Genomic DNA, 25,751 nt, shown 5'->3' with positions numbered 1-25,751 from the left:
ATGAGCGATTATCTTACGATGGCAGAGTTGGAAAACAAAACCTTAAAAGAAATCTACACCTTTGCCAAAGAGTTTCGAATTCCTTATTACAGCCAAATGAATAAAAAAGAATTGTCATTGGCTGTGATACGGGCGCAGGCGGAAAAACAAGGCTTCTTTTATATGGAAGGAATCTTGGATATCGTAGGCCAAGAAGGCTACGGTTTTTTACGCCCAATCAACTACGGACCGAGTGCAGAAGATATCTATATTTCTTCGTCACAGATTCGTCGGTTTAGTTTGCGTAATGGTGATAAAGTCGCCGGTAAGGCGCGCCCGCCCAAGGAATCTGAGCGCTATTATGGATTGATGCACGTTGAGTCTGTTAATGGCAAAGATCCAGAAGATGCCAAAGAGCGTCCGCATTTTCCAGCGCTGACGCCGCTTTATCCGAATCGTCATTTAAAATTGGAAACAACGTCAGGACGCCTTTCTACTCGGATGATCGACATGCTGTCGCCAGTGGGTTTTGGACAACGGGGACTGATCGTTGCTCCGCCTAAAGCTGGGAAAACCAGTATCTTGAAAGAAATTGCCAATGGAATCACTGACAACTATCCTGAGGTGGAATTGATCGTTCTTTTGATCGACGAGCGCCCAGAAGAAGTGACTGATCTGGAACGCAGTGTCAAAGGCGATGTTGTTTCTTCAACCTTTGACCTGCAGCCTAGCAACCATACCCGTGTTTCTGAATTGGTACTAGAACGGGCGATGCGTTTGGTAGAAGACAAGCGTGATGTCGTGATTCTGATGGATAGTATCACTCGTTTGGCAAGAGCCTACAACTTAGTGGTACCGCCAAGCGGACGTACACTAAGCGGCGGGATCGATCCAGCTGCTTTGTACAAACCAAAGAAATTTTTTGGTGCTGCCCGTAATATTGAAGAAGGCGGCAGCTTGACGATTCTTGCCACCGCACTGGTGGATACCGGCAGCCGCATGGATGATGTCATCTATGAAGAGTTTAAAGGAACCGGCAATATGGAGCTGCAGCTTTCTCGCAGCTTAGCAGAACGTCGGATCTTCCCAGCGATCGACATCAAGAAATCTGGTACCCGTAAAGAGGAATTGCTGATGAGCAGCGAGCAATTGGAAGAAACCTGGCGCTTACGCAACAACATGTTGGGGGATTCCTTGGAGTTCACAGAACAATTCATTCAATTCTTGCGTAAAACAAAGAACAATGAAGAGTTTTTAGCGGCTTTTCATGATGTCCATTTCGGAGACAAACGGCAAAAAAGAAATATAAAAAGATAATTGCATCTAAAAACCAAACATGGTAAGATAGTCATGTTGTAAAATCGACAAATCAACTCTGGTGAAGCAAATGAGCCAGGGCAAAGGAGAGAAGAAGAAATGAAACAAGATATCCATCCAGATTATCATCCAGTTGTATTCATGGACTCAACTACTGGTTTCAAATTCTTATCAGGTTCTACAAAGAATTCTCAAGAAACTGTTGAGTGGGAAGACGGCAACACGTATCCATTGATCCGTGTCGAAGTAACTTCTGATTCACATCCATTCTACACTGGACGTCAAAAATTCACACAAGCAGACGGACGTGTGGACCGTTTCAACAAAAAATACGGTCTCAAAGACACAAACGCTGCAGAATAAGACAAATAACTGCAAATGTTGTTTCGGCAACATTTCTGAGGTTTCCCTTTTACGAGGGAAACCTTTTTTTGTTTTTATAGTTAATAGACACGCAACTGCTAAAGCGAAAGAAACCATTCAGAATCTGTTACAAGTAAAGTAAGAGGACTCAATAGATCAGTAAGACAAGAATGTGGAAATTAGTACTATAACGAATCCTATCTAGAAATTTTTTTAAATGAAGCAGTGATCAAGAGTGATTTGATTTAACCTTCGATTGTTATTGAATCTTCAAGCTTCAATTGACTTTTAGCTTAAATAAAATTATCATTAAATTAATAATATCCCGTTATAAGTTTCTTATTTTGACTTATTTCATCGAATTCAAACGATTTTTTGAGAAAAGTAGATTTTTCCTCTCTTAAGAACCAGTTTTATTCTACATAATCAAAGACCACTTACTAGCTAAGCTTTAACTAATCACATCCAAAACAATCAAGAAAGGAAGAGACATGTTTTCATTTAAGAAAAATAAGGAAGTTATTAATTTACCAGAACTAAGCAACTTTAATGAACGTACATACCCGAAAAAATTGAAAAAGATTGTGGCTCAATTAGAAACCTGTAAATCGGAGGATTTGAATTATATTGCTGAATGTATTTTACAAAAGATGGGATATACCGTCCAAAACATCGATGGTTACAAAGATGGTGGTATTGATGTGTATGCTTTTTCTAATAATAAAAAGGCAATAGCAGTCCAATGTAAAGCTTGGAATCCGCAAAAGACAACGGAGCGAATCAGTAAGTCACTTGTTGCTGCATTTAAAGGGATTTTTCCAGATAAAGGGTTTCCCAATGGGCTTTTCATCACTACACATTTTTTTACAGATCAAGCTTTAGAAATAGCCGGTGATAATTTACTGTTAATTGACAGAAAAAAACTGATTGAGCTACTTGCGCATTTTTATCCAGAAATGATCAGTGAGTTATTTTATTATAAAACCTTGACTGAATTAGAAGAATGCAAGAGTTGTAAAAATGGGAAGAAGTTGAAACTTTACAATAAGAAGAAACGCAACTATTACTATATCTGTGAAACATGTGGAGAGTATAGCTTGTTTAATTATTCATCATGAAAAAAGAACAAGAGAAAAGCGTAATGAATGAACGGATATCCGTTATTCATTACGCTTTTTTCGCGACTTATGTCACAGTCATTTTTTTCTCAAATAAATTTTAACAAATGTGTCCTATACGTCGGGTGTAATGACTAAAACAGCCTCGTTTGTTTCGGTAGGTTCGTAGCCAGCTTCCCGTGTTTTTGCCGACTTAAAGTGTATTTGAATAGAAGAAAACGTAAGATATGGCAATCAAGCAAACCAACAATAAACCAGAGAGTGACAGAAAAAGCAGCATGATTCGTTTCTTCTTCAATCCAAGTACAAGTATCACTACATTCAATAGAAAGAAAACAAGTAAAATCGCTAAATATTCCATAACTGGTCCTCTTTTACGTTTTTATTTATCTTACCAGAGATTGGCGGCTTTTCCTAGCCAGTTTTTGTCTTTATAACAATAATTATTTACTGCATAAGACATGTGTAGTTATGCAATCAAAAAAGCGAAGCAATTTCACAACTATTGGAAAGTAAAAAAGAGCATCACCCATAAAGTGACGCTCTTTTCCCACAAGATGTTTAATAAGGGGGAGGTTTACGAACCCGTAGAAATATAGTTCTTCAAACCTACTCGCCAAAAGAAGAAGGCGGGAAAGGCAAAGAGTAGACAAACCAAGGGTGATAAGATCCACCAAGGATTAGTTACGCGACCAATGACATACAGAAACGGATAATACTGAAACCAAGCCATCGGCACGACGTAGGTCAATAAACGCAAGACGTGTTTTCCGTAGATACTGAAGGGGTAGCGGCCGAACTCGCGGGCACCATCGGTAAAAATATTCATAAATTCAAGTCCTTGGATCGTAAAGAAGGAAATGGCGGCATACACTAAGAACAATAGGGAGAAAAAGAGGGCGCCGCAGACGATCATCAGAAAAAGAGTCAGGACATTTCCAAAATGCCAAGCAATTCCACTATTAGGAATCGCATAAGCAAACAACAGCAAGGCTTGAATAAAACGGCCGAGACGCGAGAATTCCATTTTGGAAGCTAAGACTTGAAAAATCAAGGAGCGAGGGCGCACGAGTGCTCGATCGAACTCGCCATTACTGATCATTTGCGGAAAAAGATCGAACCCGCGAAAGAAGCATTCCGCAATCGAAAAGGCAAACAAAACCGTTGCAAAGGAAAGTAGGACTTCCTCAAAGGTAAAGCCATCCACTTGATGAAACCGGGTAAACATAAACCAAATGCCTAAAAAAGCAGTAAAGGAACCTAGAAATTGTCCCAAAGCGGTTAACACAAAGGAAACTTTATACTGCATCTGACTTTTGAGATGAATACAAAAATAATGCCAATAAACCATATTCCTTAACCTCCTTGCACAACGACACGTTTGAGCGCCTGCTGCAGCCAAATTTTTCCGATCACGATCAAAAGTACGAGCCAAAAGGCTTGTAAGAGCAATGCTGAAACTAGCGCCAAGTCAGTCAGATCCCCGTTGTAAATTCGCAGCGGGACGTTTTGCATGGAAGCAAAAGGCAGTAGTTCCACGAATTGGCGAAAAGGCTGCGGAAAGAAAGGCAGAGGAATGACCCCACCAGCTAAAAATTCACCGATGGAGCTGATGACGACCCGCACCCCGATGGAGGATAATGTATAAAAAGTCGAGATGTAGACTAGCTGCGACATAGCGATCACTACACCTAAACTCAGCGCCATGGACAAAAGAAACAAGAACAAGGCAACGATGTTTGCTGGCAGAATTAAACGATAAGGTGCTGGCAGTAAAAAGGTAATCACAAAAATCGGTCCGCAACGCAAGACGGCTTTTGCTAAGCGATTGGCAGCCGATTGGCAAAACCAGCGATTGTATAGATCCATCGGCCGCACAAGTTCATAGGCGATCGACCCTGTGGTGATGGTATTGAAAATTTCTGCCTCAAAGAACCACAACATAAATAAAGACAAGAAGGCTTGCTGGAGCCAAACATAGGAGACGGTTTGTTGAAAGGTCATGGGAAAGGCACTAGGATCTGCTTGGTAAAAGGCGTGGAATGCCAGAATTTCCATCAAGCCCCAAGCTAGTTGCGTAGCCATCCCGGCAATTGCCGCCGAGCGGTATTGCAAGGTATTGATAAAGCGGATGCGGAAAAATGCCTGATACTTCCTCATATCTGATACTCCTGATACAGCTTGGCGACCATTTCTTCGGCGGTGATACTGGCAACGGCCAAATCGGTGATCTCGACTTGACTGCTGAGCAGACTGAGCAGCTGAGCGACCGACACTTCTTTGGGATCAAGCTTCAGAACAAGGCGACCGACGTCTTTTTGAAGAAGTTGGACATTTTCTGGCAGATGGGGCTCATTCCCTTGATAGTCGACCTCCAGCGTTTTGACATCAGAAAAACGGTGCTTTAGTTCATCGAGGCGACCATCTAGCAAAATTTGCCCTTTGCCGATCAACAGAATTCGTTGTGTCAGCGCCTCGATATCTTGCATATCGTGGGTCGTCAGGATGACTGTGGTACCTTTTTCTTGGTTTCTTTTTTTGATGAACTGACGCACGGCGATTTTTGACACAGCATCTAAACCGATGGTGGGTTCATCAAGAAATAAGATTTTGGGGTCATGGAGTAAGGAGGCTGCGATCTCACAGCGCATACGCTGACCGAGACTTAAGGAACGAGCAGGGGTTTTTAAGATCTCACCTAAATCTAGTAAGGTGACTAATTCTTCTAGGTTGCGTTGATAACTAGCAGCGTCGACTTTGTAGATATCACGAATCAAATCAAAGCTGTCATTGACGGGGACATCCCACCAGAGTTGACTGCGTTGCCCGAAGACGACGCCGATGTCTTTGACATGTTGGATACGTTCTTGCCAAGGCGTACGACCATTGATGTGACAAACGCCTTGATCAGGGGTCAAAATCCCGCACATGATTTTGATGGTGGTACTTTTTCCAGCACCATTAGGCCCGATGTAGCCAACCATTTCGCCTTCATTGATGGTAAAGCTGATGTCTTGCAACGCATGGACGGTGGTGGTTTCACGAGAAAGAAAGGCTTTGGCTGCTTGGCGAAAGCCGCTTTTTCGCTTGGATACTTGGAAGGTCTTGCTGAGGTGTTCTACTTGGATCATTTGGATTCACTCACTTTCTTTTGACAAACGCGACAAAAAGAGCATTCGAAATCGAATACTCGCAACGAGTTGGTCCAAACGAACATGGTTGGGGCAGCGGTTCGTCAGCCAAACAAAAGTAGGAACAGTGTAGCATAAGAGAGCGCTTTTTTCAAACATTACTTATATTTTTTTTGAAAAGAATAGGAATGAAAAAGCGTGGTTTATTCGATAAAATGAGCAAAATAACTATTTTTATTTTTTATTAGTTGTAAATAATGAGGAAACTAAGTATCATTATAAGCAGCCGATAGTGGCTAAGCATTTTCTGGAAACATGGGGAACCAAATGATGGGCTGTGTCATGATCTGTCGTAACCCGATCCTGAAAAATGCAATGAGCAAACAATGGAGGAGAGCATGAAAGCAGTAAAGAATGTCTTTATTTTGATTGGCTTATTCTTACTTAGTCAAGTAGGGATGACCGCATTTAGCGTGGTAAAAATCTATTATTTGGAAGCAGGAGAACCGACGATTCCTGCGATGATCAGCTATGGGTTGATTGCCTTGCTTTTGGCAAACATTGGTCTACTGATGTTTTTGGCTAAAAAGTTAGGACTTGCCACCTTTGACTTTGGCTGGTCAACGAAGAAAAATTGGCTATGGATCGTCGGAGGGTTTGTTTTAGGTCGAGTCGTTGCAGTTGGCGGAACGCTCTATCTGCAGCATATATCCGATCAAGAGGCGACCGCCAATGATGCATTGTTAGGGGAACTGTTTACAGGCGAAAATCCGCTTTTGATCTTTTTATTGATCGCTGTTGCTGCGCCAATTATGGAAGAGATCGTTTTTCGTGGTGGGTTTATTGGCCTTTTATTCGAGAAATACCCAATAGTCGGGATCATTTCAAGTGTAGCGGTTTTTAGTATCATCCATTCCGTCACCAATCTGGTCGAGTTTTTGATTTATGGTGCTATGGGATTGATCATGGCGTTGATTTATGTTAAAACTAAGCGTCTAGAAACAGCCATCGCCATGCATTTTCTCAACAACGCCTTGGCGGCGATCGCAATGATCTTGCTAGGATAAGAAAGTCAGCAAAAAACCACCAAATCAAAACGATTCGGTGGTTTTTGTTTACTCTGGCAGCTGTCCTTGTTCAAAGGGCAATTGCGCCAGTTCTTCTGCAGTAAAGAGGAGGTCGCCTTCATCTTCGATAGAAAATGCGACACCAGCTGCAGATTTTTGATAGACGCGCGCTTTATTCATATTACGAAGATAAAGATCCTTGCCTGCATTTAATTCTGGTGCAGCTAAATTGTCTTCGCGATTGCTGCGAATGACGATTTTGCTTGTTTGCGCGCCAAAATGAAAACCGCGATGACCCAAAGCCGTTAATTGGCTGGCATTTTCGCTGCTGTATTCTTTATAACCCGACAGACGAACCGTTTTTACCAGCGGCCGATCGATCGTATAAGTGATCAAGTATTCCGTATCTTCAGGCAGTTGAATCACTTGTCCGGTTGCCTCATTCGTTATCTCAGTGGCAGGCAAGCGATACTTTTTTATAGAAGTGATCGTTAGGTCTTCTTTTGTAAAAAAGACTGGATCGATCCAAAATGCTGCCAACAAAATCGTACTTAAGCTAATACTGAGAATAGTCAAAATGGCGATCAATACGAGGCCAATTCGTTTGCGGTGGGTGGTCAGATTAAGTTCTTGGACCATCTGCTGATCTTCTTTTAATAAATAGTCCAAGGTCAATTCAAAATAGCTGCTCAGCTTGACTACTTGGTCTAGATCAGGATAGCTCTTGCCGTTTTCCCATTTTGAAATCAGTTGCCGAGTGACAAAAAATTCCTGCGCCAATTGTTCTTGTGTGAGATTTCGTTTGGTGCGTTCTTCTTTGATAATTTTCCCAATATCCATGTGTCTGTTTTGCCTCCATCATTCTTCTTATATTATAGCAAACTCTTTTCTATGCGAACGAGGATCTATGAAATTAGCGATGCAACAAAGGGTAACATCCTTTATTTATCAATGTTTCTACTTGTTGCGCTGCCTTTCTATCTTGGAAGCTTTCCGTGCTGGTCACAAAAAGAAAGGACCAGTAGAGTGAAGTATGTTTGATCAAATTTGACGGAGAAAGGAGAAACGATCGAATGAAGACAAAACAACCTATGGTTCCAATTGGCTACATCCAATTCATCGCTTCCTTATTGGTGATTCTCGTTCATTGTGGCCGACTGGCAGAAAACAACGGGCTTCATTTTTTGTTAAAGAGTCTCTTATGTCGTTTGGCGGTTCCTTTTTTTCTGCTGCTGAATGGCTATTTTTTTCAAAAGAGTATCTGTTCATGGCAGCAATGGTGCAAACGACAACTCAAGCTTTATTTGCGTTGGTCGATCGTGTATCTTCCCTTAGGCTGGTTTTACTTAGGGCAGCAAAATCTTGCTGATTCATTACGGGTCATCGGTTTGGCTACTGGCTTTTTTACAGTAGGGGTCTGGTACCATCTTTGGTATTTTCCAGCGTTGCTCTTTGGCATGTGGTTAGTACGAAAAACTCGCTTTCTTGGCTATCGGCGGCAGTTTTTACTGGCGATCAGTTTGTATGTGATTGGCTGTCTTGAAACGTACAGCAGTTATTTAAGTGGACCTTTATTGGTATGCTATCAAAGCTATCGAACACTATTTTTTACAACGAGAAACGGACTCTTTTATGGGTTTTTATTTTTACTTTGTGGGGTTTGTTTAAGAGAACACCAAAAACACCCTTTTTTTACGAAGCATCTTGGTAGAAAACTCGCGGTCTCTCTCTGCTTATTAGGCATTGAAGGTCGACTGGTGTATCTCAATCAGGGGGACGATAAGAATTTCATGCTGTTTTTTGTGCCGACGACTCTTTTTTTCCTTGCTTGGCTGATCAAGCAGCAACCCCCAAAACGGACTTGGCAAGCAAAACAAGCAGCTGAGGCTAGTCGATTGATCTTTCTGAGTCACCCGCTGTTTCTAGAAACCGGGAAGGTCTTTTTTTCACTCGCAGGGTTTCCGTTGTTCTTTTATACGATAGCTTTAACGGGAGCCTTTCTTGGTTTGAGGAAAGTGGGCAGCCGTTTGAAATCCTATACTGATGGTTTTGCTAAAAAAACAGTTGATGAAAAGAAAAGCGTCTAAAGTATTGCTGTACCAAGGATAATACCAAATTGCGCCTTTTTTAAATAGCAGTAGAGTTCTAAGTTTTTCTTCATTTCAGACCCTAGACGTAGGCTTTGCAAGAAAACCTATAGTACAATAACAGCAGTAAGAGGGAAAAATCCCTGAAAAAGAGATCAACACTTGGAGGATATAGTGATGAAAAAACAGACTCGAAAACCAGCGATGATTTTAGCGACTCTCTTGGTATCTAGCCAAGTTTTATTAGCAGCACCACAAGTTTTTGCTGACGAAACCAATTCAACGACCAGCAGTTCCACTGCAACAAGCAGTTCTACCGCAACGACAGCCACTACCGACAGTCAAACAAGTACTTCTGACAGCAGTTCAGATCGTTTGCAAGTCAATGCCGTGGCGATCGGAAATGCCTTGACGAAAGCACAAGAAGACTACACACTTGAGCGCTTAGGCATCCAAGGCGAAACACCGATTTATACGACAAACGGTAATGACTTGATGAAATACATTCCCGATGGCGGCTTTACTGCAGATTGGGCGGTCTATAGCTCGGTCAGAATGCAGACTCTAGAAAGCGGGGCAGGAATCACTGTCGATATCGCGACACCAGATAACATTACCCGCATCACTGCAGCCCAGTACCAAAATGCAGCGCTGACGGCAGGGATCACTGATGCGAAGCTAACGGTCGCTTCTGCCGTACCGATCGACGGTTCCGGAGCTTTAGCTGGGGTATACAAAATCGTTGAAGAATCAGGCGGTGTCATCAATCAGAATCGAGTAGCCGTAGCTCAAGATGAGATGGATGTACTGTCTACGATCACCGAAGAGAATAAAGACAAAGAAGGCTATTCCGATGAAGCTTTGAATGCAGCGCAAGAACAAGCGAAAACCGATTTGGCTGCTCAAACCGCAGATGGTACGGAATTAACCCAAGCCGATATTCAAGAGACAGTAGAAAAAGCCTTGAAAGACAACGGACTGGAAGGAATCGTTACGGAAAATCAAATTTCTGAATTGACCTCTTTGATGAGCGACATGCGAGACAACAATATCTTCGATGACTTCATCAAAGAATTGGATCTGTCAGAAGCCCGCAAGCAAATCGAAGAAACCTCTAAGGGACTTTGGGAAAATATCAAGAGTTTCTTTAGTGGCATCTGGTCTTCGATCACCGGTGTCTTCGGCAATGACTCAAATGAGTCCAACAATAGCAGCGAATCAACCGTTGATTCTGGGCAATAAGCATTTTACAAAATAACACATTTTGCTTGTATTAAGAAAAAAGAGAAGCGCGCAGGGGAAGGAGCACCAGACGATAGCGCACGTCTGAGTGCTTTCGATGTCCTCTGCTTTCTTTGCTAAAACAGGAGCAGTCTTTATTAAAAAAAGAAGGAGGGTAATCAGATGAATTTTTTAGGCAACGTGATTTGGTTTGTCTTTGGCGGCTTGATCGGTGCGATCTCATGGTTTTTGGCTGGGTGTTTATGGTGTATCACCATCATCGGCATTCCCATTGGTCTGCAATGTTTTAAGTTTGCGACGTTGTCACTCGCACCATTTGGGAAAGACATCGTTTACCGTGGCGGTGGCGTGTCCGTGATTCTAAATATTTTATGGTTGATTTTTTCTGGTATACCACTGGCTTTAGGCCATTTAGCTAGTGCAGTCATTCTAGCCATCACGATCATCGGCATTCCATTTGCGGCGCAATCATTGAAAATGGCGCGCTTAGCGTTGATGCCCTTTGGAGCAGAGATTGTGTCTAGTCGTTATTGATTTACCTAAAAAAAGATAGTCTTAAAAAACCACATTACAGAGCGGATAGCTTTGTGATGTGGTTTTTTTGCGAGAGTAAGGGACAAGATTTTTGGCAGACTCAGCGCATTTGAGATTCAGAACTGAAAAAGTTGATAAGAAACCAAAGAAGAGTACAGAAAAAACGCACAAGTTTTTTTGCATATCAACTGTGATTCACAAAAGAATTAGCGAAACGCAGAAAAATCTAAGTTTTTTCTTCCCTACTCAGGGTTCTTTGATTTTTGAAATGGAGCGCCGAATTTTGGCAATCGATTGTTGCGCTTTGTCTCGATTAATAAACATTAAGATGACATAGAGGGAATCCATGATGCTCAGTTGAGCGATTCTGGATGCCAATGCCTCTGAGCGAAACTCAGTTTCTTCGGAAATAGAGATGAAAACCACGTCGCCGAGTTTGGCTAAAGGGGAAGCAGCATGGCTAGTAATGACGATAATTTTGGCCCCATTGTTTTTGGCAACTTGAGCTAGTTCAATGGTTTCTCTTGATTTTCCAGTATGAGAGATAAAAATGCCGCAATCATCTGGCGTCAACAATGAAGCCTCCATCAGTTGGATGTGATAATCACTGCTGTGAAAAACAATGATCGGCGAGCGCAAAAATTTGTGATAGGCATCGGTTGCCACGATCTCTGAACCACCAACGCCGAAGAAAAAAAGTCGTTTAGATTGATTGATCATTGCAGCAGCAAGCTTTAAATCTTCTTCTTTCAAAAGATTTTTGGTATCAGTCAATGTGGTCATATTGGAATCAAATACTTTTTGAGCCATAGTCAATTCATTATCAGACTTCTGGATATTTTCATGGATCGAAATGGCAGAAAAATCATTTTCCTGCATCAGCATTGCCATTTTGAAGTCTTTAAATCCGTTGTAACCGAGTTTTTTTGTGAATTGAAAAAAGGTCGAATCAGCGATGCCTAATTCATTGGATAAATCACTGATTGAACTGTGGCTGACTTTACTAGGATTTTCCAAAATGTAGTCGGCAATCGCTTGTTCTTTGAGACTTAAGTCTTTATAAAGCGTTTTTATTTGCAGGCGAATCGAAACAGTCAAAGACGGTTACCTCCTTTATATGAACATTATTATCTTTGTATTGTTACGTTACCTCTTTTAAAGAAAAAAAGCAAATAAAAATTATTTTTATTTTTTGTGTTTACAAAAAAATATTTTTTTGTATAATGAAAGTATGAAATGGAGGCGCTGTCATGGAGATAGGAATTATCGGACTTGGAAAAATGGGATTGAACTTGGCCCTCAATTTAAAAGATCAAGGTTATCAAGTAAAAGGGCTGGATCTTTCGATACATGCGCAGAAAACAGCGCAAGAAGCTGGAATTACACTCTATCAAACGCTAGCTAATTTGACGAATTATTTTAGCGGCCGACGGGTTTTATGGTTGATGCTTCCTGCGGGAACTGTGACTGAGGGGATTCTTGAAGAACTATGGCCCCTTGTATCAGCGAAAGACATCGTGATTGAAGGCGGAAATTCTAATTACAAAGATTCGATTCGCCGAGCAGCCTGGTTTAAAGAAAAAGAGGTGCATTACTTTGATTGTGGGACTTCTGGTGGGGTTTCCGGAGCTAGAAAAGATGCATGTTTGATGATTGGCGGGAATGAAATCGCTTTTTCAGAGGTGGAATCTTTGTTTGCAGATGTGGCTGTTTTAGGAGGCTACCTTTATGCAGGGGAATCAGGAAGCGGTCATTTTCTAAAGATGGTCCATAACGGTATCGAATACGGAATGATGCAAGCCATCGGTGAAGGCTTTCAATTGATTGAACAAAGTGCCTATGACTTTGATTTGGCTTCCGTCGCAGAGGTATGGAATCATGGATCGGTTATTCGCAGCTGGCTGATGGAAATCGCAGCGGCCCAATTTAATGAGAGCCCTAAGTTGGAGGAATATCGCGGGGTTGTTGCAGCTTCTGGTGAAGCTAGGTGGACAGTGGAAACGGCTTTGGAGATGAATGTTGCTGTACCGACGATCGCTATGAGTTTGTTTATGAGAAATTTGTCCCAAGAAGATGACAGTTTCTCAGCAAAAGTCGTCTCTGCGCTAAGGAATGGTTTTGGTGGTCACGAGATTGTTGCAAAAGAGTAAGGAGGAGGAATATGGAACAGTTTAAGATCGCTATAGTGAATTCCAGCAGCTTTGGAAAAATCTTTCCGCAGCATATCGAGCGGTTGAAAGCAATCGGAACTGTCAGTCATTTCACGTTCGATAGCGAAATCAATGGGAAAGAATTGGCAGAAAAGCTTAAGGGATACAACATCATTATAGCAAGTGTTACCCCATTTTTTACCAAAGAGTTTTTTGAGTATAAAGATGAATTGCTACTGATCACACGCCACGGGATCGGCTATAACAATATTGATTTAGAAGCAGCGAAGGACCACCAAACGATTGTTTCGATCATTCCAGCTTTGGTCGAGCGAGATGCAGTAGCAGAAAATAATGTGACCAATCTATTGGCGCTTCTGCGCTGTACAGTTGAATCGAATACAAAGGTCCGCGAAGATCAATGGGAAAAACGAGCGAACTTTGTCGGACGGGCTTTATTTAACAAGACGGTAGGGGTGATCGGTGTCGGCAATACTGGAAGTTGTGTAGTAGAAATATTGAGAAATGGTTTCCGCTGCGAGGTTTTGGCATACGATCCATACAAGTCCGCTTTGCATATTCAAAGCTATGGCGGAAAAAAAGTCGAGCTAGACGAGCTGCTAGCAAAATCAGATATTATTTGTCTATGTGCTAACTTGACGGAGGAAAATTATCATATGATTTCCTTTGAAGAAATTTCAAAAATGAAAGATCAAGTATATCTCTCCAATAGTGCCCGTGGCGCACTTTTGAATGAAGAGGCAATTGTAAGCGGATTAAAAAGCGGGAAAATCGCTGGTCTTGCCACCGATGTCTTAGAGGAAGAGCCTGGTCATAAAGATCATCCGTATTTAGCTTTTGAAAATGTAGTTATGACACCGCATACATCGGCTTATACTATGGAATGCTTAGAAGAGATGGGAAACAAATGTGTAACGGATATTGAACGAATCGTTAAGGGGCTGCTGCCAGACCGTGCTGTTCAAGCGGAAAGTCGGTTTTTGGCTGTATAAAGGAGAGTGAAACTCGTGCTAACGGATTTAAAAGTAAAGGTTGGACCGCAAGTTTATCGTTACCATGAAGGCGCGATCGACTATGTGCCGGAAGTATTAAAAGAGTACAAAGTAAAACGACTGCTGCTCGTACATGGAACGGTTTCATGGGAAAAAGCAAAACCAAAATTACTCTTTTTAGAAGATGCGCATTTGGAAATTTTTTATCATCGCTACACGGGAGAATGCAGCTATTATGGCGCTGGGCTGATTGCTGATCTTGTTGAAGAACTGGCGATCGATTTTATTCTGGGGGTTGGCGGCGGGAAGTTAGCCGACTTAGTGGGATATGCAGCACATGTAGTCAATCGACCCTTTGGACTGATCCCAACATTGGCCAGTAATTGTGCACCATGGACACCCTTGTCTGTCATGTATAAAGAGTCGGGAGAATCTGAAGGAAAGTCGGAACACTATTTAAGACAGGCTGCTTTTTTGATTACCGATCCGACGTTAGTGATCGATGCACCAGTCTCCTACTTCATCGCCGGTTTAGCAGATACGTTGGCAAAGTGGATTGAATCGGAAGCAATCTTAGCCCAACCACATTTGAAAAATGAGCCCTTCTTGCAAATGGCAGGCTATACAGCAAAATTATGCGAAACAGCTATTTTGACACAATCGAAACAAGCGATTGAAGATATGAAGCGGCAGGAAGTGACAGACGCCTTTTGTCACTTGTCGGAGATCGTTATTGCAGTTGCTGGAATGGTAGGCGGGCTAGGCGATAAATATGCCCGCAATGCAGCGGCGCATGCGATGCATGATGCCATCAGTAAATATCTGCCTGAAAGTCATCGTTTTCTTCACGGGGAAAAGGTTGCCTATGGGATGTTTTATCAATTAGCCCTTGAAGAAAAATGGACGGTCATCGATCAGTTGATCCCCTTTTATCAAGAATTGCACTTACCAATGAGTTTACATCAAATGGGTATTTTTCCTGAAGATGCACAAGTCATCGATCAGTTGGTGCAGTTCATAGATTCGAAAGAAAAAGTACACTTGATTCCAGTCTTAATCACCAAAGAACGCTTGAAAGAAGCTGTTCTTGATTTAGAAAACTATTTGAAAGAAGTTTAGGAGGAGGAAAAATGGATACATTAAGTGTTACACAAAGTTTACTGATTGCGCTATGGGTTGCAGCAGTCATGTCTCGTTGGCTCGGCGGAGGCGCCACACTGACTTTACGTTTTTCACCATTGATGACGGGATTAGTTGTCGGACTGGTGATGGGAAATGTGGCTCAAGCCATGATCGTTACTGCCGCTTTACAAATGATTTACATGGGGGTATTTTCTCCTGGCGGATCCATGCCGGCGGAACCTTCGATTGCTGCGGCGATTGCTGTACCGGTAGCTTTGCTAGGAAATCTGCAACCAGAAGCAGCGATTGCTGTTGCCGTTCCTGTTGGGTTGCTAGGGAGTTATTTGTATCAGTTCCGTTTCTTTATCAATACCTTCTTAGGAAAGTATACGGATAAAGCAGTAGAAGATCTTAATGCCAAGGCAATGACGCGTTCAATTATTTTATACCCAACGCTGGCTTCATTTATTTTATTTGTTCCGCTGGTATTTATTGCACTTTATTTAGGCGCTCCACTGATTGCTGATGTCATCAATGCTCTTGAGGGGACAGTCGTTATTCATATTTTAGAAGTAGTCGGCGGCGGATTGGCAGCGATCGGGATTGCAACTACCGTCTATGTGATCGGTCGAAAAGATTATATGGTCTTTTTCTTCTTGGCCTATTTCATGAGTGTAGTTTTCAGTTCGCTGGAAATTACCATGGTCACCTATGCGATTTTTGGCATTTTGATCGCGTTGATTTTTGTTCAGTCACAAAAAGGAAAATTGGTCCCAGCCCCAGAAACGAATACAGCATCACCATCCTTTGATGATGACGATGACTATGATGACGGGTTCTAATCGATAAGGAGGAGCAGTAATGACCGAAACAATTCAAAAAGCGCAAGGCGCACCAGAAGAAATCACGAAGAAAGATGTCACAAAAGCATACCTAAGATGGCATTTCGCCAATGAGATCCCGCATTCATTTGAACGGTATTTATCACCCTCGCTTTTATACGCCATGATGCCGATTTTGCGCAAACTTTACAAAGACGATGAGGCACTGAAAGCTGCCTACAAACGCCAACTGCTGTTTTTCAATACCCAGCTGAGTTGGGGTGGCGGAGTCATCACTGGGCTGATGTCATCAATGGAACAACAGCGGGCCGAGGAAGAGCATGAGAAAAAAGAGATTTTGATGCAAGATGATCTAATGTACAACACGAAAGCTGGTTTGATGGGTGCTTTAGCAGGAATCGGGGATGCCATCGACTCAGGAACCGTTCAATATATCTTTATTGCGATTGCTGTTCCTTGGGCACAGCAAGGAAGTCCACTAGGTGCGTTGTTCCCATTCATTTGCTTTGCACTGTATCAAGTTTCTCTAGGAATGTTTTTCGCCCGTCAAGCATTTTCGATGGGGCGCAATGCAACTGGTTTGATGCAGAGTACAGGCGTCCAAACCGCAATTGAAACACTGTCGGTTCTCGGTTTGTTTATGATGGGGGTTCTGGCTGGAAACTATGTCAAAGTCAGTTCTTCGCTGCAGTTTGATATTTCTGGACGAGAATTTATTATCCAAGATATCCTTGATCAGATTGTACCAGGGATCTTGCCGTTAGCAGTTGTAATGGGCGTCTACTGGTTCTATACAAAGAAAGGATTAAAAGTCACGCAAGCATTACTATGGCTGACCTTGATTCTGATTATTTTAGCCGGTGTCGGTATTTTATAAGAAAAGGAAGTGGAAAAAATGGGTGTAGTAAATTTAGCACGAGTAGATGAACGATTGATCCATGGTCAGGTCATGATGACCTTGTCACAAAAAAGCGGAGTCAACTCGATTTTTGTAGTGGATGAGGTAGTAGCTAAGGATAAGTTCATGCGGGAATTATACAAAAATGCCGGTAGCCGCACAGGGCAAAAAACGATCGTCGTTACACCAGAAAAAGCCAAATTTTACTGGGATGAATACAACTTCAAAGATTACAACTGTATTTTGATCGCTAAAACCGTCAGTGTGATGTACGACTTAGTCGAACACGGCGTGCCAATGAAAGAATTGAACATAGGCGGTATCGCCCAAAAAGATCCCGAGAAAGATCTCTTGGTAACGAAATCTGTTTATTTAAATCAAGCTGATGCGCAAAAACTCAAAGAAATGAACGAAGCGTACGGTGTGGAATCAATCTATTTTCAAGCAACACCTTCTGCACCGAAATCAACGCTTAAAGATGTGTTGAAGCAGTTCAATTTGTAATCATTGAGCGCGTTCGTCATCTGTTGAAGAGGAAGGCGGAGGATCTTATAAAAAATAGAGTTCCTCCTTCCTTGTCAGTAATTTGTGAATAGGAGAATCCGCCATGAATCAAACAGAAACATTTCGTGATTGGCTTTTTCGTTATCGGTATGTCTACCGATCGCGTTCCACGGATAAAAGCAAACAAAGATTTTTGAAGGCACTCATCGCAGATATCATTCCGTTTCGCAAAGATCTTCAGGTGATCGAGTATGATCACACGAAAAAAAACGCCTCACGCAATTTGTATGTTGGCGATCTGACCAAAGCAAAACGGATCATCTGCACATATTATGATACACCGCCACAGCATTTCGGCGATTACCATTTTTTTGATCGGCAGGAGCAAGGGCGCAAAACAAATCAATTTATTCTGACTGCTTCAGCAGTGATGATTCTTTTTGGGTTGTTGGGTACCTGGCTTTATATCCACTTTTCCTCAGGGAGATTTCCCTTGTTGTCATGGCAAACAGCGCTTTTTGCTTTAGGAGTCGGTATTTATTTTCTGCTATTAAATCGCGTAAGCCGCGGGGCAGGATTTGAGCAAAATCTGACCCGCAATACGTCCTCTATCTTAGCGCTGCTGTCACTGATCAGTCAAAACAATCAAACAGCGACTGCTTTTGCGTTTCTTGATGAAGGAAGTTTTGGAGAACGCGGGTTGGAAGTGTTACGTGATTCAGTAGGGCCGAATGCGAAGATTTATTATTTAGATTCTATCGGCGCCGATGCTCCGATTCGAGCTATCGGCAAGCAATTCAATGAAGGGCAACTGCAGCAGCTGGCGATCGAACACAGTAGTGAAGTGATGGGCAGCATCAACTATCTGTTTTGTGCAGAAAAGCAGCAGGATCAGACGTATGTGTTGCCTAGAAAACAATTAAAGCAAAAAGAGCTGAATAGTAGGAATATGCAAAAAGTCCTTGCGTTATTTGGTTAGGAAGCGAAAAAAGGAGGAACAACATTTGTTAGGAATCGTATTGGCAACTCACGGACAGCTGAGTACTGGTTTTAAAGATGCTGCAGAGGTGATCATGGGCAGTGTCGAAAATATTGCGGTCGTTAATTTGAACCACGGAGAGGATATTCAACTTCTGGGAAACAAAATCCGTGAAGCAATCCACGAAACAGATCAAGGGGACGGTGTAGTGGTGTTTGCTGATCTATTGAGTGCGAGTCCCTACAATCAGTCGGTTGTAACGATCAATCAATTAGAAGAACCTCTTCAGGAAAAGACGTATGTGATCGGCGGAGTGAATCTGCCTATGGTATTAGAAGCGATCAATCACCAATTTTTGGCAACACCGATTGAACAGGCGGTGGCAGCAGTGATTGAGCAAGGAGAAAATAGTGTAGCGCTTTGGCACAATTCTTCAGCAGGTGATAGTAGCGAAGAAACTGATGAGGACGATGATTTTTAAAAACGAAAGGATGACAGCAAATGCAATGGGGGTTTCGATGGTACGGGGAAGGGGATACGATCCCGTTAACGAATATTCGACAAATTCCAGGAATGCACGGCATTGTAGGAACACTTCTGAATAAAATGCCCGGAGATGTCTGGGAGATTTCCGAAATCAACGCACTAAAAGCATCAATTGAAAAAGAGCATCTTTCGCTATTAGGGATTGAGAGTGTGGCGATCCACGATGCGATCAAAGCTGGAACAGAGGAACGGGATCACTACATCGATCAATATATTCAAACGATTCGGAATTTAGCAGCTTGTGATGTACATATGATCTGCTATAGCTTCAAACCAATCTTCGGCTGGGCCAAAACAAATCTATTTTATCAAAACGAGGATGGCAGCTTCTCCTTGCTCTATGATCAAGCCGTTGTGGATGATATGGAACCTAGTGAGATGTATACGCTGATCCATAGCCAATCAAAAGGCTTTCAATTGCCAGGTTGGGAAGAAGAACGACTGAAAAAGTTCCAGCGTTTGATGGCAACTTATGAAGGGGTCACTCAAGAAATCCTCTTTGATAACTTAAGCTATTTCTTAAAGCGGATCATTCCTGTGTGTGAAGAAGTAGATGTGAAAATGGCGATCCATCCCGACGATCCACCTTGGGAAATTTTTGGCTTGCCACGAATCACCAAAAATTTAGAGGACTTGAAAAAAATCATGGACATCGTGGATTCGCCTTATAATGGGGTAACGTTGTGCACCGGTTCGTTAGGTGCCGATCCAGAAAACGACATGGTGGAGATCGTTCATGCCTTAAAGGGACGCATCAACTTTGTTCATTTCCGCAATGTGTTGTTTATGGGGGAACGTAAATTTAAAGAATCCGCCCATCTATCCACCGAAGGATCATTAGATATGTATGCCATCATGAAAGCCTTGGTTGAGGTCGGTTTTGATGGCGTCATCCGTCCAGATCACGGGCGGACGATCTGGGGGGAAGTGGCGATGCCAGGCTATGGTCTGTATGATCGCGCGATTGGGATCAGTTATCTTCAAGGGCTTCATGAAGCCGTCTTGAAAGAACAAATGCAATCGAAGGAAACGAAGGGAGGAAAGAGTGTATGACACTCTATGAACAATTGGCAAAAACAAGGGTATTGCCTCTTTACACTGCAACGGATCTTACCTATTTGCCAGTAGTAGAATCACTGTTGATCGAACATGAACTACCCTTTATTGAAGTGACCTTCCGCAGTGACCTTGCTTTAGCAGCGATTGAAAAACTCTCTCAATCAGGTAAATTGATCGTCGGCGCAGGCACGGTGCGCACCTTAGAACAAGCGAAAGCAGCAGTTGAGAAAGGGGCGCGCTTTATTGTTTCCCCTGCTCTTGTACCTGATGTGGTGGAATTTTGTCTTGCCGAAAACATTCCAGTGTTTCCAGGAACAGCTACCCCAAATGACATTCAACGAGCAGCGGCTTATGGCTTATCAGTTGTGAAATTTTTCCCCGCGGATATCTACGGGGGCTTGCCGGCGATCAAAGCCCTCAGGGGTCCATTTTATGATATTCGATTTGTCCCAACTGGCGGAATCAACCTCGAAAATATGCAAGACTATTTATCTGATCCGCAAGTGCTAGCAGTTGGCGGCTCCTTCATTCTTTCAGAATCATTAATAAAAGAAGGTCGGGAAAAGGCTGACAGCCATTTGGCGCATGTAAAATCATTGCTAAGTTGAGCAGTCAGCTGTAAATAAACAAGGTGAAGCAATGGGTGCCAAAGGATTTTGGTACCATTGCTTTTTTATTCGCAGAAAAGTAAAGGAGGCTATAGGATGAAAAAGATAAAACTGGTGATTTTTGATATGGACGGTTTGATGTTTGAAACAGGTCGTCTAGCTTACCGCGCTTATTTAAGAGCCGCGGAGGAATATGATTTTGAAGTTTGCCAAGAAGTTTATTATTACCTGACTGGCAGAACGGAAGCAGATATTCGTATAGGGATGCAGGAACTTTATGGCAGTACGGTACCAACGGATCGGTGGCGAGCAGCGATGAATCGTCAGAAAGAAGTGATTTTAGCTGAAGAAAAACGGGTGTTCAAAAAGCCCGGCCTTCTTGACCTGTTGGAAGCATTAAAAAAACAAGATTGCTTGATAGCCGTGGCATCCTCTTCATCGAAAGAAAAAATCAAGGCGTACTTTGAAATGGAACAGATGCCAGATTGGTTTGATACGGTGGTTTCTGGGGATCAAGTGCGAAAGGGCAAACCTGATCCAGAAATCTTTCTAACAGCTTGCCAACATTTAGGCGTAAAGCCTGAAGAAGCCTTGGTATTAGAAGATTCTCTAGCTGGCATAAAAGCCGCAAAACAAGCCGAGATCCCAGCTTTTCTGATTGCGGATGATTTGAGTGCTTTGCCAGTCAAGAAAAATGGGAAGTATCCTTTGCTTAAACAGCCAAAACTTGAGCAAGAAGTAGCTGCACAGGTGAAAACTTTTTCTGATCTGACGGAAGTCAAAGACTGGCTCGTCGTGAATCATTTTTCTTGGGATTGATCGATATTCCAAGAAGTATCGACAAAGCAAAAGGGTATGAAGCAAGAAAGTACGGTGTTTTAAAACAGGCATAGTTTTGTGGAATCAGTAAAACAACAAAGGTTCATTTTGGCAATTGGTTTTTTCCTGCTCATTTCTCTATGAAGAAGGGGGAGTTAGAGCGTTTTTCACTAGTTTCTAGGAATGAGGCAAAAGGCTGACTAGAAAAACGAGTAAGATTGTAGCAGCTCACTTTACAGCTAAGTGAAGCTGCTTTTTTTACGCTATTCCTTCAGCAACGAAAAATGAGCATTGTGTTTTAAACGGTATTCTTTTGGCGTCAGTGAGGTCAATGCTTTGAAATTTCGATTGAAGGTTCGCACATTTTGAAAGCCTGCTTGTTCTGCTACTTCCGTAATCGGCAAGAGACTATGGGTCAGCAAAAAAGAGGCATGGCGTATTCTTGCTTGATTCAAAAGCCGAGGAAAGGTGCTTTTCAATTTATCGGTGATCATTCTGGAAACGTAGACGCTGCTATAACCGATACTGCTGCTTAGTTTTTCGAGCGTCAGTTCTTCTTTGAAATGGGATTCGATGTAAACAAGTAGCTGGATCAGGATATCCTCTTGATTTTTGGCTGGCAATAAAGTCGTTTGGTGTTCAAAAAGGTAAAGGACTTGATACAGTGCCGATTTTCGTAAATAGAGGGAATCCGTTTCAAATAAAGGATAGTAAAGTTGCTTGGCAACAGATGAATCAATGGTGATCACCGGATCTGACAAAGCGAAATCTTTCGTTTTGGCGTAAAAATCTGGAATATACTCAGGTGAAAACACAAGAATATGCAATTGTGATTCCTTAGGGGTTTCAATGGCATGAGTCTGATAAGGCATGACTAATAACACTTGGCCTGTCGTAATGACATAGGGACTTTCTTCGATTTTGACAACCGCTTGACCATCACTACAAAAAAGCAATTCAAAGGAACGATGAAAATGTTCCATGTAATTAAGCGAGTAGGGATGGTAACTGGAAACGCCTAGGTATTCGCCGAAATGGTATTCTTCTAAAATGGTCACGCGATCTATCCTCCATTTTTTGTCTATCGATGTGTGGAAATCGTCCTGTGAATGATAGCGATTTCATTCTATAATTATGACAGTTCAGCTGAAGAAAGTAAATAGAACAATGATTAGTGAATTTTTTTAAAATGAGCTGCAGCAGCAAGTTTCTTTTTTTTGTTAGGTATATTAGTAAAGAAAACTTACTAACTGAATGAAGCTCATTCCTACTGACTCTCAGTTGAATCACAAAATGCCAAAAAGGGAAAGAGGAGGAAATTTTTTTGATTACCAATCCGATACTAACAGGCTTTCATCCAGACCCGAGTATTTGTCGTGCAGGAGAAGATTATTACATTGCTACATCGACCTTTGAATGGTTTCCAGGTGTGCGCATCTTCCATTCGAAGGATTTGAAGAACTGGCGCTTGATCAGTACACCAGTCAATCGTGTCAGTCAGTTGAATATGCTGGGAAACCCTGATTCTGGGGGCGTTTGGGCGCCAAACTTAAGTTACAGTGATGGTCGTTTTTGGTTGATTTATTCAGATGTCAAAACACAATCTAATAGTTGGAAAGATGTGAACAATTATTTGATCACCTGTGAAACCATTGATGGGGATTGGTCAGAACCAATCTATATGAATTCTTCTGGTTTCGATCCCTCGTTATTTCATGACGAAGACGGCAAAAAATATTTTCTGAACATGGTTTGGGATTATCGTCCGACAAACCATTCCTTTTATGGGATCGCTCTCCAAGAGTTTGATTGGCAAGCCAAGAAAATGGTGGGGCAGCCCAAAATCATCTTCAAAGGAACAGAGCGCAAATTGACGGAAGCACCGGTTATGTATAAAGTGAACGGCTATTATTATTTATTGACGGCAGAAGGCGGCACCAAGTTTGAACATGCAAGTACCATCGCTCGTGGGACGCACATCGAAGGGCCTTATGAAGTTCATCCTCAAAACCCTCTGATCAGTTCCTGGGGACAGCCAGAGATCCTGCTACAAAAAGCTGGCCATGGTTCATTTGTGAAAACGCAGACCGATGAATGGTATTTTGTTCACTTAACAGGGCGAGCGCTGAAGTATCCAGAAACGCCCCTCTTAGAAAATCGCGGCTATTGCCCGCTCGGACGAGAAACAGCGATCCAGTCTGTTTATTGGGAAAATGATTGGCCGTATATCACAGGCGGAAACTTTCCAAAAGAGGAAGTCCCACAGCCACAGCTGCCCGAACATCCGTGGGAAACAGAATCAGGCTTTGATGATTTTGAAGAGGCGTCGTTGGCACCAGTGTTTCAAACCTTGCGGATTCCTTTTTCTGAGGAAATCGGTAGTTTGACCGCACGACCAGGGTACTTGCGCTTGTATGGGCGAGAGTCGTTCAATTCCTTGTTCCATCAAGCACTGGTGGCAAGAAGATGGAGCGATTTTCGTTTCGAAGCAACGACTGCCGTCGAATTTTCACCGACCTCGTTTCTACAGTTAGCAGGCATGACGAATTACTACAATACACAAAACTGGTCGGCGATCTACATCACTCATGATGAGACGAAAGGCAGAATCATCACTGTATTGACAAGCGAAAAGGGCCAACTGAAGAGTCAAAAAGCACCAGAAGTTGTGATACCAGCCGATGTACAAACAGTCTACTTCAAAACGATCGTTCATTATGCCCACTATCAATACGCGTACTCGTTTGATCAAAAAGAGTGGCAGGTCATCGATCAGCTATTTGACAGCTTGCAATTGTCTGACGACTATGTAGCAGAACATTACGGTGGGTTCTTTACAGGGGCTTTTGTAGGGATGTTTGCGATCGATACGACCGGCAATCGTTTGGCTGCTGATTTTGATTCATTTAACTATCAAAAAATCGAGGAGGAAGAAAGATGAAAAATTGGAAACGGGTCTTACAAACAGTGTCATTGGCGGGCTTAGCAGCTTTTATGCTTAGTGGCTGCGGGAATGGTTCTGGAAACAGCAGCTCAGATAATAGCGCAACGGGAAGTAGTGGCAAGGATGAACTCGTGGTTTGGACCTTTACTTCAGAATTATCAACGATGATCAATGATTACTATTTGCCGGCGCATGACGACTTGGCCTATGACATTCGGATCGTGGAGATTCCTTCTGACCAATTCGAGACCAAGCTCGATCCGATTCTCGGTTCCAAAGATGCACCAGATGTGATTGCTTTAGAATCTGCCTTTGTCAAAAAATATGTGGAATCAGGCATGATGGCAGACCTTGGTTCACTGGGGCTTGATGAAGCCGCGGCAGATACGTATCAATATGTCAAAGACGTAGGGACTTCAAAAGACGGGGTTCTTCATGCCTTGGCTTGGCAAGCTGCTCCTGGCGGGTTTTATTACCGAGCATCGATGGCAGAAGAGCTGCTAGGAATCGATGATCCAGCGGCTGCGCAAGCGGCATTGTCAGACTATGACAAGTTCTATGAGCAAGCCAAAGCAGTCAAAGAAAAAAGTGGTGGAACCACCTATATGATCTCTAGTGTCCAAGATTTGGCGAAGCCTTTTTATGGACAACGCGAACATGGCTGGGTTGAAGACGGCAAATTAGTGATCGACGACAGTTTGTATGACTTGTTGGATGTATCACGAAAATTTGTAGAAGAAGGCCTGACACAAGATACAGAAGGACAATCAGAAGCTTGGTTTGCTGGAATGAATGGCGACAATGTATTCGGTTATAGTTTGCCGACATGGGGGCTGCACTATTGGTTAAAACCAAATGCGACAGCTGCCGATAACTCCAGCTCAACAGAAGGGGACTGGCGCATGATCCAAGGACCGTCGTCGTGGTTCTGGGGCGGCACATGGATCGGTGCTACGGTAATTTCTGAGATGCAAGAAGAAGCTGCGCAATTGGTGGCTTACTTGACCACAGATCAAGCATTTTTAAAACAATGGGCCGAAGATACCGGTGATTTTGTATCGAATGAGCGAGTCGTTGAAGAAATTAAAGGCGAATATGAAGAGGAATTTTTAGGCGGTCAAAACCACTATGCAGAATTTGCCGATATGGTTCAAGACATCAACGCGAAAATTCTGACCGAGTATGACCAAACGATTGAAACCCTCTTTACGGATAGTTGTTTGACACCATATTCAAAAGGCGAAGTGGATCAGGAAACGGCGATCCAAAACTTTAAAGATGCGGTCGTCAATGCTTATCCAGATGTTCAAGTAGATTAGGTGTTGTTGAAACCGGCACCGAAGACGGGGTCGGTTTCAACCTTTTCTAGGTACTATGCGCTGCTTAAAGGGCTTGTCTTTACAGGCAGAAGTTGGCAGTAGAAGAAAAA

27 protein-coding genes are annotated in these 25,751 nt (G+C 42.6%); 21 read left to right on the top strand and 6 right to left on the bottom strand.

The features are described 5' to 3' along the window. The 4 genes from rho to ACTW1R_RS13705 all read left to right on the top strand — a co-directional run bounded on the left by rho (nucleotide 1) and on the right by ACTW1R_RS13705 (nucleotide 3,214). On the top strand, nucleotides 1–1,296 hold the full coding sequence (gene rho, locus ACTW1R_RS13720; protein WP_005228301.1) for a transcription termination factor Rho: 1,296 nt from the start codon (nucleotides 1–3) through the stop codon (nucleotides 1,294–1,296). Between the two features lie 99 nt (nucleotides 1,297–1,395). Continuing rightward, nucleotides 1,396–1,659: a type B 50S ribosomal protein L31 gene (locus ACTW1R_RS13715; RefSeq protein WP_005233979.1), complete on the top strand. Its 264-nt coding sequence runs from the start codon at nucleotides 1,396–1,398 to the stop codon at nucleotides 1,657–1,659. A gap of 491 nt (nucleotides 1,660–2,150) precedes the next feature. Next, the gene (locus tag ACTW1R_RS13710) at nucleotides 2,151–2,777 is read left to right on the top strand and encodes a restriction endonuclease (RefSeq protein ID WP_489927302.1); all 627 of its coding nucleotides are present in this window, start codon (nucleotides 2,151–2,153) and stop codon (nucleotides 2,775–2,777) included. A gap of 227 nt (nucleotides 2,778–3,004) precedes the next feature. Continuing rightward, nucleotides 3,005–3,214: a hypothetical protein gene (locus ACTW1R_RS13705; RefSeq protein ID WP_162098384.1), complete on the top strand. Its 210-nt coding sequence runs from the start codon at nucleotides 3,005–3,007 to the stop codon at nucleotides 3,212–3,214. Between the two features lie 140 nt (nucleotides 3,215–3,354). On the opposite strand, the gene ACTW1R_RS13700 is transcribed toward ACTW1R_RS13705, so the two are convergent. Genes ACTW1R_RS13700 through ACTW1R_RS13690 form a run of 3 tightly spaced genes read right to left on the bottom strand, consistent with a single transcriptional unit; the run spans nucleotide 3,355 to nucleotide 5,908 of the window. Further along, the gene (locus tag ACTW1R_RS13700; protein WP_270289772.1) at nucleotides 3,355–4,128 is read right to left on the bottom strand and encodes an ABC transporter permease; all 774 of its coding nucleotides are present in this window, start codon (nucleotides 4,126–4,128) and stop codon (nucleotides 3,355–3,357) included. 5 nt (nucleotides 4,129–4,133) lie between these two features. After that, nucleotides 4,134–4,937 carry an ABC transporter permease gene (locus ACTW1R_RS13695; protein WP_270289773.1) on the bottom strand — a complete coding sequence of 268 codons (804 nt, stop codon included), beginning with the start codon at nucleotides 4,935–4,937 and terminating at the stop codon, nucleotides 4,134–4,136. Further along, nucleotides 4,934–5,908 (bottom strand): ABC transporter ATP-binding protein, encoded by a 975-nt coding sequence (locus ACTW1R_RS13690; protein ID WP_015510305.1) that lies wholly within the window; start codon nucleotides 5,906–5,908, stop codon nucleotides 4,934–4,936. Before ACTW1R_RS13690 ends, ACTW1R_RS13695 begins: the two co-directional genes overlap by 4 nt. A 398-nt stretch (nucleotides 5,909–6,306) precedes the next feature. Here ACTW1R_RS13690 and ACTW1R_RS13685 point away from each other — a divergent pair, with 398 nt between their 5' ends. Continuing rightward, nucleotides 6,307–6,975, top strand: a complete 669-nt coding sequence (locus ACTW1R_RS13685; protein ID WP_060791459.1) for a CPBP family intramembrane glutamic endopeptidase — start codon at nucleotides 6,307–6,309, stop codon at nucleotides 6,973–6,975. 48 nt (nucleotides 6,976–7,023) lie between these two features. Here the strand turns inward: ACTW1R_RS13685 and ACTW1R_RS13680 are convergent, their stop codons facing one another. After that, nucleotides 7,024–7,815 carry a helix-turn-helix domain-containing protein gene (locus tag ACTW1R_RS13680; protein WP_005228419.1) on the bottom strand — a complete coding sequence of 264 codons (792 nt, stop codon included), beginning with the start codon at nucleotides 7,813–7,815 and terminating at the stop codon, nucleotides 7,024–7,026. Nucleotides 7,816–8,048: 233 nt separating this feature from the next. Between ACTW1R_RS13680 and ACTW1R_RS13675 the strand changes: the two genes are divergently transcribed. From ACTW1R_RS13675 to ACTW1R_RS13665, 3 genes are all read left to right on the top strand, one after another. Then, a complete protein-coding gene (locus ACTW1R_RS13675) occupies nucleotides 8,049–9,062 on the top strand; it encodes an acyltransferase family protein (RefSeq protein ID WP_375826482.1) in 1,014 nt (337 codons plus the stop codon). 177 nt (nucleotides 9,063–9,239) lie between these two features. Then, the gene (locus ACTW1R_RS13670; protein ID WP_008380562.1) at nucleotides 9,240–10,304 is read left to right on the top strand and encodes a DUF1002 domain-containing protein; all 1,065 of its coding nucleotides are present in this window, start codon (nucleotides 9,240–9,242) and stop codon (nucleotides 10,302–10,304) included. 162 nt (nucleotides 10,305–10,466) lie between these two features. Further along, nucleotides 10,467–10,838, top strand: a complete 372-nt coding sequence (locus tag ACTW1R_RS13665; protein WP_010749951.1) for a YccF domain-containing protein — start codon at nucleotides 10,467–10,469, stop codon at nucleotides 10,836–10,838. Nucleotides 10,839–11,084: 246 nt separating this feature from the next. Here ACTW1R_RS13665 and ACTW1R_RS13660 read toward each other — a convergent pair whose 3' ends face one another. Beyond that, a complete protein-coding gene (locus ACTW1R_RS13660; protein ID WP_270289775.1) occupies nucleotides 11,085–11,936 on the bottom strand; it encodes a MurR/RpiR family transcriptional regulator in 852 nt (283 codons plus the stop codon). Between the two features lie 152 nt (nucleotides 11,937–12,088). Here ACTW1R_RS13660 and gnd point away from each other — a divergent pair, with 152 nt between their 5' ends. The 11 genes from gnd to ACTW1R_RS13605 all read left to right on the top strand — a co-directional run bounded on the left by gnd (nucleotide 12,089) and on the right by ACTW1R_RS13605 (nucleotide 21,378). Continuing rightward, nucleotides 12,089–12,988, top strand: a complete 900-nt coding sequence (gene gnd, locus ACTW1R_RS13655; RefSeq protein WP_375826483.1) for a phosphogluconate dehydrogenase (NAD(+)-dependent, decarboxylating) — start codon at nucleotides 12,089–12,091, stop codon at nucleotides 12,986–12,988. 11 nt (nucleotides 12,989–12,999) lie between these two features. Continuing rightward, nucleotides 13,000–14,001 (top strand): D-isomer specific 2-hydroxyacid dehydrogenase family protein, encoded by a 1,002-nt coding sequence (locus tag ACTW1R_RS13650; protein WP_010749950.1) that lies wholly within the window; start codon nucleotides 13,000–13,002, stop codon nucleotides 13,999–14,001. Between the two features lie 15 nt (nucleotides 14,002–14,016). Continuing rightward, nucleotides 14,017–15,120, top strand: a complete 1,104-nt coding sequence (locus ACTW1R_RS13645) for an iron-containing alcohol dehydrogenase family protein (protein WP_005228431.1) — start codon at nucleotides 14,017–14,019, stop codon at nucleotides 15,118–15,120. Nucleotides 15,121–15,131: 11 nt separating this feature from the next. Then, on the top strand, nucleotides 15,132–15,965 hold the full coding sequence (locus tag ACTW1R_RS13640) for a PTS mannose/fructose/sorbose/N-acetylgalactosamine transporter subunit IIC (RefSeq protein WP_005228432.1): 834 nt from the start codon (nucleotides 15,132–15,134) through the stop codon (nucleotides 15,963–15,965). Between the two features lie 19 nt (nucleotides 15,966–15,984). Continuing rightward, entirely contained in the window at nucleotides 15,985–16,842 is an 858-nt protein-coding gene (locus ACTW1R_RS13635; RefSeq protein WP_074535421.1) for a PTS system mannose/fructose/sorbose family transporter subunit IID, read from the top strand. Between the two features lie 18 nt (nucleotides 16,843–16,860). Continuing rightward, nucleotides 16,861–17,367 carry a PTS sugar transporter subunit IIB gene (locus ACTW1R_RS13630; RefSeq protein WP_208769631.1) on the top strand — a complete coding sequence of 169 codons (507 nt, stop codon included), beginning with the start codon at nucleotides 16,861–16,863 and terminating at the stop codon, nucleotides 17,365–17,367. 103 nt (nucleotides 17,368–17,470) lie between these two features. Beyond that, complete coding sequence (locus ACTW1R_RS13625; RefSeq protein WP_142964568.1) at nucleotides 17,471–18,346, top strand: MATE family efflux transporter; 876 nt, start codon at nucleotides 17,471–17,473, stop codon at nucleotides 18,344–18,346. A gap of 25 nt (nucleotides 18,347–18,371) precedes the next feature. Further along, nucleotides 18,372–18,827, top strand: a complete 456-nt coding sequence (locus ACTW1R_RS13620) for a PTS sugar transporter subunit IIA (protein ID WP_142964569.1) — start codon at nucleotides 18,372–18,374, stop codon at nucleotides 18,825–18,827. 20 nt (nucleotides 18,828–18,847) lie between these two features. Continuing rightward, nucleotides 18,848–19,945, top strand: coding sequence for a mannonate dehydratase (uxuA, locus tag ACTW1R_RS13615; RefSeq protein WP_142964570.1), 1,098 nt, complete (start codon nucleotides 18,848–18,850; stop codon nucleotides 19,943–19,945). Next, nucleotides 19,942–20,559: a bifunctional 4-hydroxy-2-oxoglutarate aldolase/2-dehydro-3-deoxy-phosphogluconate aldolase gene (locus ACTW1R_RS13610; protein WP_270289779.1), complete on the top strand. Its 618-nt coding sequence runs from the start codon at nucleotides 19,942–19,944 to the stop codon at nucleotides 20,557–20,559. The genes uxuA and ACTW1R_RS13610 overlap by 4 nt, the downstream gene beginning before the upstream one ends. A 96-nt stretch (nucleotides 20,560–20,655) precedes the next feature. Continuing rightward, nucleotides 20,656–21,378, top strand: a complete 723-nt coding sequence (locus ACTW1R_RS13605) for an HAD family hydrolase (protein ID WP_270289780.1) — start codon at nucleotides 20,656–20,658, stop codon at nucleotides 21,376–21,378. 263 nt (nucleotides 21,379–21,641) lie between these two features. Here the strand turns inward: ACTW1R_RS13605 and ACTW1R_RS13600 are convergent, their stop codons facing one another. After that, entirely contained in the window at nucleotides 21,642–22,436 is a 795-nt protein-coding gene (locus tag ACTW1R_RS13600; RefSeq protein ID WP_270289781.1) for a helix-turn-helix transcriptional regulator, read from the bottom strand. Nucleotides 22,437–22,702: 266 nt separating this feature from the next. Here ACTW1R_RS13600 and ACTW1R_RS13595 point away from each other — a divergent pair, with 266 nt between their 5' ends. Both ACTW1R_RS13595 and ACTW1R_RS13590 read left to right on the top strand, forming a co-directional pair. Then, nucleotides 22,703–24,319 (top strand): glycoside hydrolase family 43 protein, encoded by a 1,617-nt coding sequence (locus ACTW1R_RS13595; protein ID WP_489927301.1) that lies wholly within the window; start codon nucleotides 22,703–22,705, stop codon nucleotides 24,317–24,319. Beyond that, a complete protein-coding gene (locus ACTW1R_RS13590; protein ID WP_489927300.1) occupies nucleotides 24,316–25,641 on the top strand; it encodes an ABC transporter substrate-binding protein in 1,326 nt (441 codons plus the stop codon). Before ACTW1R_RS13595 ends, ACTW1R_RS13590 begins: the two co-directional genes overlap by 4 nt. Nucleotides 25,642–25,751 lie beyond the last annotated feature (110 nt).

The organism is Enterococcus sp. R12 (genome assembly GCF_058135755.1).
Note: the sequence above shows the minus strand (reverse complement) of the source record. Positions and strands in the feature narration are given on the sequence as shown.